Source organism: Streptomyces sp. TLI_105, assembly GCF_900105415.1.
Taxonomy (GTDB): domain Bacteria; phylum Actinomycetota; class Actinomycetes; order Streptomycetales; family Streptomycetaceae; genus Streptomyces.
Map to the genome: position 1 here is coordinate 3,320,607 of NZ_FNSM01000001.1, position 12,526 is coordinate 3,333,132.

The window sequence follows — 12,526 nt, forward strand, 5'->3', positions numbered from 1 at the left end:
GTCTCTCAGGTGTCAGCGCCCGGGCCGCTTTCCCCAGATGTAGACCCGGTCACCCTTACGGAGGACGCCCCAGAGTTTCCGCGCGTCGGCGTAGCTCAGATTGACGCAACCACGGCTGCCGCCGGGCGTGGCGAGCTGCCCGTAGACGGCGTGGAAGGCCTGGCCCCCGCTGAAGAACTGGGCGTACGGCATGGGGGTGTCGTAGACGGACGACCAGTGGTCCTTGTGGCGCCAGTAGACGGTGTGCCAGCCTGTGCGGGTGGCGTAACCGGGCCGCCCGGTCCGTACGTTGACGACCTGGTACGTCACCTTCTTTCCCTTTCGCACCCACATGAGCTGGCGGTCGAGGTCGACGCAGGCGACGGCGTGCGTCTTCACCGGGCAGCGCCGGCCCGGGTCGAGGTTCTTCCGGGCGGCGAGCAGCTCGGCGCGGGCCCAGGTCACGGGCCCGGCGTACCCGGCGGCCGGCTTGATCTTCTCCTTCACCTGGAAGGCGCGGATCGCCCGGCAGTCGGCGGCGGACTGCTTCCCGTCGACCCGCAGTCCCAGCAGCCGCTCGACCTGCCGCTGATAGGTGCTCGCCTTCGCGGTGCAGGCGGCTCCGACGGCGCTGCGCGGCAGGTACTCGACCAGCTCGTCGACCTCCTCCTCGGGCTCGGGCACGGGGACGTCGCCCTCCGGCTGGAGGGGCGGCAGCACCTGATCGGGCGTGTCCATCGGATACTCGGCCGACCCGGCCCCGACGACCCCGGGCACGAGCGGATCGGGATCGCCGACCGGAGGGGCGGCGAAGGCGACGGACCCCCACGCGAGCGAGGCGGCGAGGACGAACGACAAGGGCGCGGTACGACTTCTCCAACGGGTCACCCCACCCACCCAATCCGCCCGCCGCCCCGGCAGCGCGCGGGAACCCACGGCTGGGTCAACGGTGTTCGGCCGAGTGGGGGTGGACCCGACGGCCCTACGCCCCCGCCGTCACGTCCCGCCACGCCCCCCGCAGCGAGCCCGCCACCTCCGTGGCCGTCACCGGCGCGCCCCCCTCCGCCGCCCGCCGGGCGGCGAGCCCGTGCAGATAGGCCGCGCAGGAGGCCGCGTCCAGGGCGGGAAGACCCGCCGCGAGGAGGGAGCCCGCGAGGCCGGACAGGACGTCGCCGCTGCCCGCCGTCGCCAGCCAGGACGTCCCGGTCGGGTTCACCCGTACGGGCCCGCCGTCCGCCCCGCACACCACCGTCGTCGAACCCTTCAGGAGGACCGTCGCCCCGAAGCGGCCCGCCAGTTCGCGCACCGCCGCGAGCCGCCCCGCCTCGACCTCCTCCCGCGCCACGCCGAGCAGCGCCGCCGCCTCGCCGGCGTGCGGGGTCAGCAGGGTCGGAGCCGTACGGGCCCGGACGGCGTCCGGCGCGAGCCCCCGCAGGCCGTCCGCGTCGACGAGCACGGGGACGTCCGAGGCCAGGACCTCCCCGACAGCGACCCCGGCGCCCGGGCCCTCCCCGAGACCGGGCCCGACGACCCACGCCTGGACCCGGCCCGCCTTGTCGGGGGGCCCGGGGTGCACCAGCGTCTCGGGGTGCGCGGCGATCACGGCGTCGCCGGCGTGACCCACGTACCGCACCGCCCCCGCACCGCCGCGCAGCGCGCCCGCCACGGCGAGCACGGCGGCGCCGGGATAGCGGGCGGAGCCGGCGAGGACCCCGACGACGCCCCGCCGGTACTTGTCGCTCTCGGCGCCCGGCACCGGCAGCAGCCACGCCAGGTCCTCGTGCTGGAGGGCCTCCAGGTCCGGCACGCCGGGCAGCACGTCGCCGAGCCCGATGTCGACGAGGCGCAGCGCCCCCGCGTACTCCCGGGCCGGGTCGACGAGCAGGCCCGGCTTGTACGCGCCGAACGTGATCGTCGCGTCGGCCCGCAGCGCCTCGCCGTGGACCTCCCCGGTGTCGGCGTCGACGCCGCTCGGCAGGTCGACGGCGACGACGACGGCGTCCGAGCCGCGCGCGGCCCGGGTGACGGGCACGGCCTCGGGGCGCAGGCCGCCGCGCCCTCCGATGCCGGTGATGCCGTCGAGGACGAGGTCGGCGCGGGCGAGCGGGGCGAACGGCTCGTCGGCGACGCGGCCTCCGGCCGCCCGGAGCGCCGCGAGACCGCCGTCGTGCGCCCGCTCCCCGAGCAGCACCGCCGTGACTCCGGCGCCGCGCCGGGCGAGCCGGGCCCCGGCGTACAGGGCGTCGCCGCCGTTGTCGCCGCTGCCGACGAGCAGGACGACCCGGGCGCCGTACACCCGCCCCTTCCCGAGCAGCGAACAACAGGCGGCGGCGAGGCCGGCGGCGGCGCGCTGCATGAGGGCGCCGTGCGGCAGTCGTGCCATGAGCTCGGCCTCGGCGGCCCGGACGGTCTCCACGCGATAAGCGGTACGCATGCCCAGCAGTCTGCCCGCGGCACGGGCGATCGTCCCGCACCTCCACCCACCACCGCGCGAGCGCGCCTCCACGGGCGGTTCCCACCCGCCGTGCGAGCGCGCCCACGGGGCCGGCGAGAGCGCAGGTCACCCCTCTGCGATCACCACCGCCGACGCCACCCCCGCGTCATGGCTCAGCGACACGTGCCAGTGCCGGACGCCCAGTTCCGCCGCCCTCGCCGCCACCGTCCCCCGTACCCGCAGCCGCGGCTGCCCGGTGCCCTCGACGTACACCTCTGCGTCGGTCCAGTGCAGTCCGCCCGGCGCGCCGAGCGCCTTCGCGAGCGCCTCCTTCGCGGCGAACCGCACCGCGAGCGAGGCCGGGCCGCGCCGTTCGCCGCTCGGGAGAAGCACCTCGCGCTCGACGAAGAGGCGCTGGAGCAGCCCCGGTGTCCGCTCGATGGACGCGGCGAAGCGGTCGATCTCCGCCACGTCGATCCCCACCCCAATGATCATTTCCCACTCACTCCACGGTCACGGATTTGGCCAGGTTGCGCGGCTGGTCGACCTCGTTGCCCCGCGCGGTGGCGAGCTCGCAGGCGAAGACCTGGAGCGGCACGGTGGCGACCAGCGGCTGGAGCAGCGTAGGCGTGGCGGGGATGCGGACGAGGTGGTCGGCGTACGGGACGACGGCCTCGTCGCCCTCCTCCGCGATGACGATGGTCCGTGCTCCGCGGGCCCGGATCTCCTGGATGTTGGAGACGATCTTGTCGTGGAGGACGGAGCGGCCGCGCGGCGAGGGCACGACCACGACGACCGGCAGGCCCTCCTCGACGAGCGCGATCGGCCCGTGCTTGAGCTCGCCCGCCGCGAAGCCCTCGGCGTGCATGTACGCGAGTTCCTTGAGCTTGAGCGCGCCTTCCAGGGCCACCGGGTAGCCGACGTGCCGACCGAGGAAGAGGACGGTGTCCTTGTCGGCGAGGGACCGGGCGAGGGCCCGTACCGGCTCCATGGTCTCCAGGACGCGCTCCACCTCGTCGCCGATCCGGGCGAGGTCGCGGACGACGGTGTGGATCTCGTCGCCCCACTTGGTGCCGCGCACCTGGCCGAGGTAGAGGGCGAGCAGGTAGCAGGCGACGAGCTGCGTGAGGAAGGCCTTGGTGGAGGCGACGGCGACCTCGGGCCCGGCGTGCGTGTAGAGCACGGCGTCCGATTCCCGGGGGATGGTCGAGCCGTTCGTGTTGCACACGGCGAGCACCTTCGCGCCCTGTTCCCGGGCGTGCCGGAGCGCCATGAGGGTGTCCATGGTCTCGCCGGACTGGGAGATCGCGATGACGAGGGTGCGCTGGTTCAGGATCGGGTCGCGGTAGCGGAACTCGCTGGCGAGTTCGACCTCGCAGGGGATGCGGGTCCAGTGCTCGATGGCGTACTTGGCGATGAGCCCGGCGTGGAAGGCGGTGCCGCAGGCGACGATGACGACCTTGTCGGCCTCGCGGAGCACGGCGTCGGGGATGCGCACCTCGTCGAGGGTGAGCCGGCCGGCCCCGTCGATCCGCCCGAGGAGGGTGTCGGCGACGGCCTTGGGCTGCTCGGCGATCTCCTTGAGCATGAAGGAGGCGTAGCCGCCCTTCTCGGCGGCGGAGGCGTCCCAGTCGACGTGGTAGGCCCGGACGTCGGCGGGCACGCCGTCGAAGTCGGTGACGGTGACGCCGTCCCTGGTCAGCTCGACGACCTGGTCCTGCCCGAGTTCGATGGCGGAGCGGGTGTGCGCGATGAACGCGGACACGTCGGAGGCGAGGAAGTTCTCCCCCTCCCCCACGCCGACGACGAGCGGCGAGTTCCGGCGGGCGCCGACGACGACGTCGGGCTGGTCGGCGTGGACGGCGACGAGGGTGAAGGCCCCGTCGAGGCGGCGGCAGACGAGCCGCATGGCCTCGGCGAGGTCGCCGGCGGAGGAGAACTCCTCGGCGAGGAGGTGGGCGACGGTCTCGGTGTCGGTGTCGGAGAGCAGCGTGTGGCCGCGCTCGACGAGTTCCTCCCTGAGGGCGGCGAAGTTCTCGATGATGCCGTTGTGGACGACGGCGACGCGCCCGGCGTTGTCCAGGTGCGGGTGTGCGTTGGCGTCGGTGGGCCCGCCGTGGGTGGCCCAGCGGGTGTGCCCGATGCCGACGGAGCCGCCGGGCAGCGGCCGTTCGACGAGCTCCTTCTCCAGGTTGACGAGCTTGCCCGCCTTCTTGGCCGCGGCGATCCCCCCGTCGGAGAGCACCGCGACACCGGCCGAGTCGTAGCCCCGGTATTCGAGCCGCTTGAGGCCCGTGACCACCACATCAAGCGCCGACTGCCCGCCGACGTAACCCACGATTCCGCACATGACGGCAGGCTACGCCGGAACCCCTCCCACCGGCCGGAGTCGACGCGGGGCGCGCCCCGGCCCGTGTCGCAGGGGGCGGGGGCGCACCGGAGGGGCCGGGTCAGCCGAGCTTGGCGGCCTGCGCGTCGATCACGGCCTTCGGCAGCGCCTCGACCGTGCCGCCGAGGCTGAGGGTGGAGAACGAGGCCAGGGTGTTGCCCTTGCGGAAGACGACCAGCTTGGTGACGAACGGCTCGCCGTCCATGTCGGTGGTCACCGTCCAGGCGAGCGACTCCTCGCCGGCGGACACCGTCTCCGGCGCGACCTTGCTGATCTTCGTCTTCTCGCCGCCGCCGAGGAGCGTGAAGCCGCCCGCGCAGTCGGTGCCGGCGGTCTTCAGGGAGGCGAAGGCCTCCTGGGCGCCCTGCCCGTCGTACGAGCCGAGGGTCACGCTCGTCACGGGTGCGGCCAGCGCCCCGAGGGCGTCCTTCGGCGAGGCCGAGGCCCCTTCGGTCTTGGGCACCTCGATGGTCTTGCGCTGCGCGGACGCGCCCGGTTCGCCGGTGGCGACGGACGACATCGCGTGGGCGAGGGGCGTGCAGGAGGGCTTGTCGGCGGAGACGGAGTCGGCCTTCACGATGTCCGTGGCCTTGGCCTTCTGGACCTGGTGGCCCGGCAGGTCGGCCTGCTCGACGATCAGCTTCTCCAGCTCGGCGGCGGACAGCGCCTTCGCGGCGGGCGCGCTGCTCGCGGCGGAGGCGCTCGGCGCGGCGTCCTTGCCGGTGCCCTTGTCCCCGCCCTTCTCCCCGCCGCCGCATGCGGTGACGAGCAGCGCGAGGGAGAGGGCGGTGGTGGCGACGGCGGCGCTTCTCAGGGACGTACGCATCGGTGGTGGTTCTCTGCTTTCTCTGCGGGCCGCGCGATGACGGCTCTCTACGGGCCGCGCGGCGGCGACGGCTCTGTGCGGGGCCGCACGGCGGCGGCTCTCCACAGGTCCACGCGACGGCGGCTCGGCTCTCCGTGCCGCCCGGCGGCGGCCCTCGGCTCTCTCGATGCCGCCCGGCGGCGGCTCCCCCCGTGTGAGGTGCGGAGCACACGCGGCTCCTGCATGATCGCCGCTGCCCGCGGACGGCACAACGGCTTTTGTCGCGTGACCGACCCCACGGCCCACGGAGGCCGCCGACCCCCGACAATGGCGGGGTGATCACTTCGCCGCCACGAAGCGCCAGCGGGGACGCCCCCGACGGAGACCCCGGCAACGGTGCCGGGACCGGAGAGGGCGCCGGCCACGGGAGTCCCCGGAACGGGACCGGGCACCGCCGGCCGTCCGAGGCGACCCCGTACGTCGACCTCACCCGGGCCGAGTGGAGCGCCCTGCGCGACAAGACGCCGCTCCCCCTGACCGCCGACGAGGTCGAGCGGCTCCGCGGCCTCGGGGACGTCATCGACCTCGACGAGGTGCGGGACATCTACCTCCCGCTGTCCCGGCTGCTCAACCTGTACGTGCAGGCCACCAGCGGCCTCCGCGGCGCGCTGAACACCTTCCTCGGCGAGAGCGCCGAGCAGCGCGGCACCCCCTTCGTCATAGGGGTCGCCGGTTCGGTGGCGGTCGGCAAGTCCACGGTCTCCCGGCTGCTGCAGGCGCTGCTGGCCCGCTGGCCGGAGCACCCGCGCGTGGAGCTGGTGACCACGGACGCCTTCCTCTACCCGATGGAGGAGCTGAAGGCGCGCGGCCTGATGTCCCGCAAGGGTTTCCCCGAGTCGTACGACCGCCGGGCCCTGACCCGTTTCGTCGCGGACGTCAAGGCGGGCAAGGAGGAGGTCTCGGCCCCGGTCTACTCGCACCTGATCTACGACCGCGTGCCCGACGAGCGGCTCGTCGTCCGCCGCCCGGACATCCTCATCGTGGAGGGGCTGAACGTCCTCCAGCCGGCGCTTCCCGGCAAGGACGGCCGCACCCGCGTCGGCCTCGCCGACTACTTCGACTTCTCGGTGTACGTGGACGCCCGTCCTGAGGACATCGAGCGCTGGTACCTGAACCGCTTCCGGAAGCTGCGCGACACCGCCTTCCAGGACCCGTCCTCGTACTTCCGGCGCTGGACGCAGGTCTCCGAGGAGGAGGCCTTCGACTACGCCCGCACGATGTGGCGGACCATCAACAAGGTGAACCTCCTGGAGAACGTGGCCCCGACCCGCGGCCGGGCGACCCTCGTCGTCCGCAAGGGCTCCGACCACAAGGTGCAGCGTCTGAGCCTGCGGAAGCTCTGACCTCCGTACGCTCTCCCCATGCTGCATCTGAGGATGATCGTCCCGCCCGACCGCACCTCCGCCGCGGTCCGGCTGATCGAGTCGACGGTCGGCACCACCCATCTGGTGGTGCTGGCCGGAGCCGCCCGGGACCCCTCGGGCGATCTGGTGCTGTGCGACGTGGCCCGCGAGGCGGGGGACGAGCTGCTGCACGGGCTGCGCGAGCTGAGGATCGACGAGGACGGCTCGATCGCCGTCGAGAACATCGACCTCTCCCTCTCCACCCGCGCGAACGCGGCCGAGCACGAGGCCCCGGGCGAGCCCGCGGACGCGGTGATCTGGGAGCAGCTGGCGGGGGCGACGCACGAGGAGTCGACGCTCTCGATCACGTACAGCGCGTTCATGATCCTGGCGACGATGATCGCGGCCTGCGGTGTCGTCCTGGACAACGCGATCCTGGTCGTGGGCGCGATGGCGGTCGGCCCGGAGTTCGGGCCGCTGGCCGGCATCTGTACGGCGATCGTGCGGCGCGCCCCGAAGCTGGCGGCGCGGTCGCTGATCGCGCTGGTCGTCGGCTTCGCGGCGGCGATCGTGGCGACGACGGTGTTCAGCCTGGGGATGGACGCGCTCGACCTGTTCAGCAGGGCGCAGCTGGACGCGGACCGGCCCAACACCAAGTTCATCTGGCAGCCGGACCCGTTCTCCTTCGTCGTGGCGCTGCTCGCGGGCGCGGCCGGCACCCTCTCGCTGACCTCCGCGAAGTCCGGGGCCCTGGTGGGCGTGGCCATCTCGGTGACGACGGTCCCGGCGGGCGCGAACGCGGCGGTGGCGCTCAGCTACGGCGAGCTGGGCCAGACGTGGGGCTCGGTCGAGCAGCTGGGCCTCAACCTCTTCGGCATCATCCTGGCCGGGACGCTCACCCTGTACGGGCAGAAGCTGCTGTGGCGCACCCAGCGCGGCCGATGGCGCCGCGAGCCGAAGTTCTGAGGCACCGCCGCACAGAGGAGGGCCCCCGCCGGCGCGGCGGGGGCCCTCTCTGCATGACGGTGCCTCAGAAAGGCTAGCCCAGCGCGGACTTCACGACGTCCGCGAGGCGCTGCGCGACCGCGCGGGCCTGCTCGATGTCGGCGGCCTCGACCATGACGCGGACCAGCGGCTCGGTGCCGGAGGAGCGCAGCAGGACGCGGCCGGTGGAGCCGAGCTCGCGCTCGGCCTCGATGACGGCCGCGGCGAGCTCGCCGGAGGTGGTCACCCGGGACTTGTCGACGTCCTTGACGTTGATCAGGATCTGCGGGAGCCGCTCCATGACGCCGGCGAGGTCCGCGAGCGACTTGCCGGTGGCGGCGACGCGGGCGGCCAGCATCAGACCGGTGAGGGTGCCGTCGCCGGTGGTGGCGTGGTCGAGCACGATGACGTGTCCCGACTGCTCGCCGCCGAGCGCGTAGCCGTTCTCCTTCATGGACTCCAGGACGTAGCGGTCGCCGACCGCGGTCTGGACGAGGTTCAGGCCCTCGCGCTCCATGGCGAGCTTGAAGCCCAGGTTGGACATGACGGTGGCGACGACGGTGTCGCCGCGCAGGGTGCCGGCCTCGCGCATGGCGAGGGCGAGCACGGCGAGGATCTGGTCGCCGTCGACCTCGTTGCCGGCGGCGTCCACGGCGAGGCAGCGGTCGGCGTCGCCGTCGTGGGCGATGCCCAGGTCGGCGCCGTGCTCGACGACGGCGGCCTTGAGCAGCTCCAGGTGGGTGGAGCCGCAGCCGTCGTTGATGTTGAGGCCGTCGGGCTCGGCACCGATGGTGACGACCTCGGCCCCGGCCCGCGCGAAGGCCTCGGGCGAGACGCGGGCGGCGGCGCCGTGGGCCTCGTCGAGGACGACCTTGAGGCCGTCGAGGCGGTTGGGGAGGACGGCGATGAGGTGGGCAACGTACGTGTCGAAGCCCTCGTTGTAGTCGCGCACGCGGCCGACGCCGGCACCGGTCGGGCGCTCCCACGGGGCGCCGGTGCGGTGCTCCTCGTACACGGCCTCGATCTTGTCCTCCAGCTCGTCGGCGAGCTTGTGGCCGCCGCGGGCGAAGAACTTGATGCCGTTGTCGGGCATGGCGTTGTGGCTGGCGGAGAGCATCACGCCGAGGTCGGCGCCGAGGACGCCGGTGAGGTGGGCCACGGCCGGGGTGGGCAGGACGCCGACGCGCAGCACGTCGACGCCGGCGCTGGCGAGGCCCGCGACGACGGCCGCTTCGAGGAACTCTCCGGAGGCGCGCGGGTCCCGCCCGACCACGGCGGTCGGCCGGTGGCCCTCGAAGGTGCCCGCCTCGGCGAGCACGTGCGCGGCCGCGACCGACAGGCCGAGCGCCAGCTCCGCCGTCAGGTCCGCGTTGGCGACGCCGCGTACGCCGTCCGTGCCGAAGAGTCGTCCCACAGCTGTCCTCCGAAAATACGTGCCCAAGCGAAAGAGAAAGAGGTTATGAAAAAACGTACGCCCCGACGGCACGGGCAGTGCCGCCGGGGCGTACGAAAGCAGACCGAGCAGGCGAGATTAACGCTTGCTGTACTGCGGAGCCTTGCGGGCCTTCTTGAGACCGGCCTTCTTCCGCTCGACCGCGCGGTCGTCACGGGAGAGGAAGCCGGCCTTCTTCAGCGCCGGGCGGTTGTTCTCGACGTCCGCCTCGTTCAGCGCACGGGCCACGCCGAGGCGCAGGGCGCCGGCCTGGCCGGAGACACCGCCACCCGCGATGCGGGCGATGACGTCGTAGCGGTTGTCGAGCTCGAGCACCTTGAAGGGCTCGTTGACTTCCTGCTGGTGCACCTTGTTGGGGAAGTAGTCCTCAAGGGTGCGACCGTTGATCTTCCACTTGCCGGTGCCCGGAACGATCCGGACGCGGGCGATGGCGTTCTTGCGACGGCCCAGGCCGGCGGCCGGCTGCGGGTCGCCGAAGCGGGACGCGAGCGACTCGGAGGTGTACTCACCCTCGACGAGCTCGGTCTCGGTGGTGTACTCCTCAACGCCCTCGAACTCGTCGACGGGGGTCTCGGGGGTGGTCTCGGCCACGATTCTCCTCAGATTTCTTTCGTTCTTAGGGGGTGTGGCCGGAACTACTGCGCGACCTGGGTGATCTCGAACGGGACCGGCTGCTGAGCAGCGTGCGGGTGGTTCTCGCCCGCGTAGACCTTCAGCTTCGAGAGCATCTGACGGCCCAGGGAGTTCTTGGGGATCATGCCCTTGATGGCCTTCTCGACGGCCTTCTCGGGGTTCTTGTCGAGCAGCTCGTCGTAACGGACGGAGCGCAGACCACCCGGGAAGCCAGAGTGGCGGTAGGCCATCTTCTGGGTCTTCTTGTTGCCGGACAGGTGGACCTTGTCAGCGTTGATGATGATGACGAAGTCGCCCATGTCCATGTGCGGGGCGTAGACGGGCTTGTGCTTGCCTCGCAGGAGGTTCGCAGCCGTCGTCGCCAGACGGCCCAGGACGATGTCCTGCGCGTCGATGATGTGCCACTGGCGAGTGACATCGCCGGGCTTGGGGCTGTACGTACGCACTTCGTAGCCTTCGCTTCTTCAGTGGATGGAGTCCAGACACACCTGAAGCGATCATGCAGCTGGGGCCTGCACTGCCGGGACACCGCCCGTATGCGAGCCACTGGTAACTGCTCCAGGGAACCTGCGTAAGGGCCCTTCGCGTGAGAACGACGAAGCCACTACGCATAACAAACCGCAACAGTACCCGCGCCACCCCGGACGGGTCAAAACGCGCCGCCCCTACCGCGCGCGCTCGACCCGCCGCTCGACCTCTCCTCCACGCCGCACTCGCACGGCTCGGCCCCGAGGGGCCTCCCCGGCGTCACCCGGCTGCGTCGGACTCCGTCCGCCGGCCGTGGCCCGAGGTCACCGCGCCCGCTCGACCCGCCGCTCGTCCCACACGGGCTCGCTGGTCTCCCGCACGACCCCGTCCGAACCGAAGACCAGGTACCGGTCGAAGCTCTTCGCGAACCACCGGTCGTGCGTGACGGCCAGCACCGTCCCCTCGTACGACTCCAGCCCGTCCTGGAGCGCCTCCGCCGACTCCAGGTCCAGGTTGTCCGTCGGCTCGTCGAGCAGCAGTGCCGTCGTCCCCGCCAGCTCCAGGAGCAGGATCTGGAACCGCGCCTGCTGCCCGCCCGACAGCTTGTCGAACGGCTGGTCCCCCTGCCGCTCCAGCTCGTACCGCCGCAGCATCGACATCGCCGCGCCCCGGTCCTTGGCGTGCTCGGTCCACAGGATGTCGACGAGCGGCCGCCCGGTCAGCTCCGGGTGCGCGTGGGTCTGCGCGAAGTGCCCCGGCACGACCCGGGCACCGAGCTTCCACGTGCCCGTGTGGGCGACCGAGGGGTCTCCCGCCAGCAGCCGCAGGAAGTGGGACTTCCCGGAGCCGTTCGAACCGAGGACGGCGACCCGCTCCCCGTAGAAGATCTCCAGCGAGAACGGCTTCATCAGGCCGGTCAGCTCAAGGTTCTCGCAGGTCACGGCTCGCACGCCGGTCCGCCCGCCGCGCAGCCGCATCCGGATGTCCTGCTCGCGCGGCGGCTCCGGCGGCGGCCCCGCCTCCTCGAACTTCTTCAGCCGGGTCTGCGCGGCGGCGTACCGGGAGGCCATCTCGTGGCTGACCGCGGCCGCCTGCCGCAGGGTGATCACCAGCTTCTTCAGCTGCGCGTGCTTCTCGTCCCAGCGCCGCCTCAGCTCCTCGAAGCGGGCGAACCGCTCCCGCCGGGCCTCGTGGAAGGTGTCGAAGCCGCCGCCGTGCACCCAGACGTCCGATCCGGCCGGGCCGGGCTCGACCGCGATGATCTTCTGGGCGCCCCGGGAGAGCAGCTCCCGGTCGTGGGAGATGAAGAGGACGGTCTTGCGGGTCTCCCGCAGCCGCTCCTCCAGCCACCGCTTGCCCGGCACGTCGAGGTAGTTGTCCGGCTCGTCGAGGAGCAGCACCTCGTCGGGGCCGCGCAGCAGCGACTCCAGGACGAGCCGCTTCTGCTCGCCGCCGGAGAGCGTCCTGACCTCCCGGAACTGCGCCTTCTCGTACGGGACGCCGAGCGCGGCCATGGTGCAGATGTCCCAGAGGGTCTCGGCCTCGTACCCCTGCACCTCGGCCCAGTCGCTGAGGGCCTGCGCGTACTTCATCTGCGCGGCCTCGTCGTCGACCGTCATGATCAGGTGCTCGGCCGCGTCGACCGCCTTCGCGGCCTCCCGGATCCGGGGCTGGGCGACGGAGACGAGCAGGTCGCGGACGGTGGACTCGTCCCGTACGGAGCCGACGAACTGCGGCATCACGCCGAGGCCGCCGCTGACCTTGACCGTGCCGCCGTGCGGCTGGAGCTCCCCGGCGATCATCCGGAGCAGTGTGGTCTTGCCGGCGCCGTTGGCCCCGACGAGGGCGACGACGGCGCCCTCCCCGACCCGGAAGGAGGCGTCCCCGAGGAGGACCCTCCCGTCGGGAAGGTAGTACTCCAGATGCGCGGCCTCGACATGTCCCATGGGATGCATTGTCACCGCCCGCTGGGGCCCCG

Annotated in this window: 11 protein-coding genes; 2 read left to right on the forward strand and 9 right to left on the reverse strand. The window is 72.5% G+C overall.

Annotated features, from left to right (window positions below):
* Window positions 1–12 precede the first annotated feature (12 nt).
* The 5 genes from BLW86_RS14965 to BLW86_RS14985 form a co-directional block, all read right to left on the reverse strand.
* On the reverse strand, window positions 13–837 hold the full coding sequence (locus BLW86_RS14965) for a L,D-transpeptidase (RefSeq protein ID WP_256341318.1): 825 nt from the start codon (window positions 835–837) through the stop codon (window positions 13–15).
* A 124-nt stretch (window positions 838–961) separates the two neighbouring features.
* Window positions 962–2,413 (reverse strand): NAD(P)H-hydrate dehydratase, encoded by a 1,452-nt coding sequence (locus BLW86_RS14970; protein WP_093874520.1) that lies wholly within the window; start codon window positions 2,411–2,413, stop codon window positions 962–964.
* 126 nt (window positions 2,414–2,539) lie between these two features.
* On the reverse strand, window positions 2,540–2,908 hold the full coding sequence (locus tag BLW86_RS14975; RefSeq protein ID WP_093874521.1) for a holo-ACP synthase: 369 nt from the start codon (window positions 2,906–2,908) through the stop codon (window positions 2,540–2,542).
* A 7-nt stretch (window positions 2,909–2,915) separates the two neighbouring features.
* Window positions 2,916–4,763, reverse strand: a complete 1,848-nt coding sequence (gene glmS / locus BLW86_RS14980) for a glutamine--fructose-6-phosphate transaminase (isomerizing) (RefSeq protein WP_093874522.1) — start codon at window positions 4,761–4,763, stop codon at window positions 2,916–2,918.
* 100 nt (window positions 4,764–4,863) lie between these two features.
* Window positions 4,864–5,628, reverse strand: a complete 765-nt coding sequence (locus tag BLW86_RS14985; RefSeq protein ID WP_093874523.1) for a hypothetical protein — start codon at window positions 5,626–5,628, stop codon at window positions 4,864–4,866.
* A 314-nt stretch (window positions 5,629–5,942) separates the two neighbouring features.
* On the opposite strand from BLW86_RS14985, the gene coaA reads away from it, so the two are divergent.
* Together coaA and BLW86_RS14995 are read left to right on the forward strand one after the other, a co-directional pair.
* The gene (gene coaA / locus BLW86_RS14990; RefSeq protein ID WP_256341319.1) at window positions 5,943–7,010 is read left to right on the forward strand and encodes a type I pantothenate kinase; all 1,068 of its coding nucleotides are present in this window, start codon (window positions 5,943–5,945) and stop codon (window positions 7,008–7,010) included.
* Between the two features lie 18 nt (window positions 7,011–7,028).
* Window positions 7,029–7,976, forward strand: a complete 948-nt coding sequence (locus tag BLW86_RS14995) for a DUF389 domain-containing protein (RefSeq protein WP_093874524.1) — start codon at window positions 7,029–7,031, stop codon at window positions 7,974–7,976.
* 73 nt (window positions 7,977–8,049) lie between these two features.
* Here the strand turns inward: BLW86_RS14995 and glmM are convergent, their stop codons facing one another.
* The 4 genes from glmM to BLW86_RS15015 all read right to left on the reverse strand — a co-directional run bounded on the left by glmM (window position 8,050) and on the right by BLW86_RS15015 (window position 12,494).
* On the reverse strand, window positions 8,050–9,408 hold the full coding sequence (gene glmM / locus BLW86_RS15000) for a phosphoglucosamine mutase (protein WP_093874525.1): 1,359 nt from the start codon (window positions 9,406–9,408) through the stop codon (window positions 8,050–8,052).
* A 117-nt stretch (window positions 9,409–9,525) separates the two neighbouring features.
* A complete protein-coding gene (gene rpsI / locus BLW86_RS15005) occupies window positions 9,526–10,038 on the reverse strand; it encodes a 30S ribosomal protein S9 (protein ID WP_015035601.1) in 513 nt (170 codons plus the stop codon).
* A gap of 44 nt (window positions 10,039–10,082) precedes the next feature.
* Window positions 10,083–10,526: a 50S ribosomal protein L13 gene (gene rplM / locus BLW86_RS15010; protein ID WP_041130788.1), complete on the reverse strand. Its 444-nt coding sequence runs from the start codon at window positions 10,524–10,526 to the stop codon at window positions 10,083–10,085.
* A gap of 345 nt (window positions 10,527–10,871) precedes the next feature.
* Window positions 10,872–12,494 carry an ABC-F family ATP-binding cassette domain-containing protein gene (locus tag BLW86_RS15015; RefSeq protein WP_371129500.1) on the reverse strand — a complete coding sequence of 541 codons (1,623 nt, stop codon included), beginning with the start codon at window positions 12,492–12,494 and terminating at the stop codon, window positions 10,872–10,874.
* Window positions 12,495–12,526 lie beyond the last annotated feature (32 nt).

Excerpts from the sequence above, each read along its gene's own strand:
- BLW86_RS14970 (WP_093874520.1), bottom strand. The coding sequence starts at position 2,413 with ATGCGTACCGCTTATCGCGTGGAGACCGTCCGGGCCGCCGAGGCCGAG.
- BLW86_RS14975 (WP_093874521.1), bottom strand. The coding sequence starts at position 2,908 with ATGATCATTGGGGTGGGGATCGACGTGGCGGAGATCGACCGCTTCGCC.
- glmS (WP_093874522.1), bottom strand. The coding sequence starts at position 4,763 with ATGTGCGGAATCGTGGGTTACGTCGGCGGGCAGTCGGCGCTTGATGTG.
- BLW86_RS14985 (WP_093874523.1), bottom strand. The coding sequence starts at position 5,628 with ATGCGTACGTCCCTGAGAAGCGCCGCCGTCGCCACCACCGCCCTCTCC.
- BLW86_RS14995 (WP_093874524.1), top strand. The coding sequence starts at position 7,029 with ATGCTGCATCTGAGGATGATCGTCCCGCCCGACCGCACCTCCGCCGCG.
- BLW86_RS15015 (WP_371129500.1), bottom strand. The coding sequence starts at position 12,494 with ATGGGACATGTCGAGGCCGCGCATCTGGAGTACTACCTTCCCGACGGG.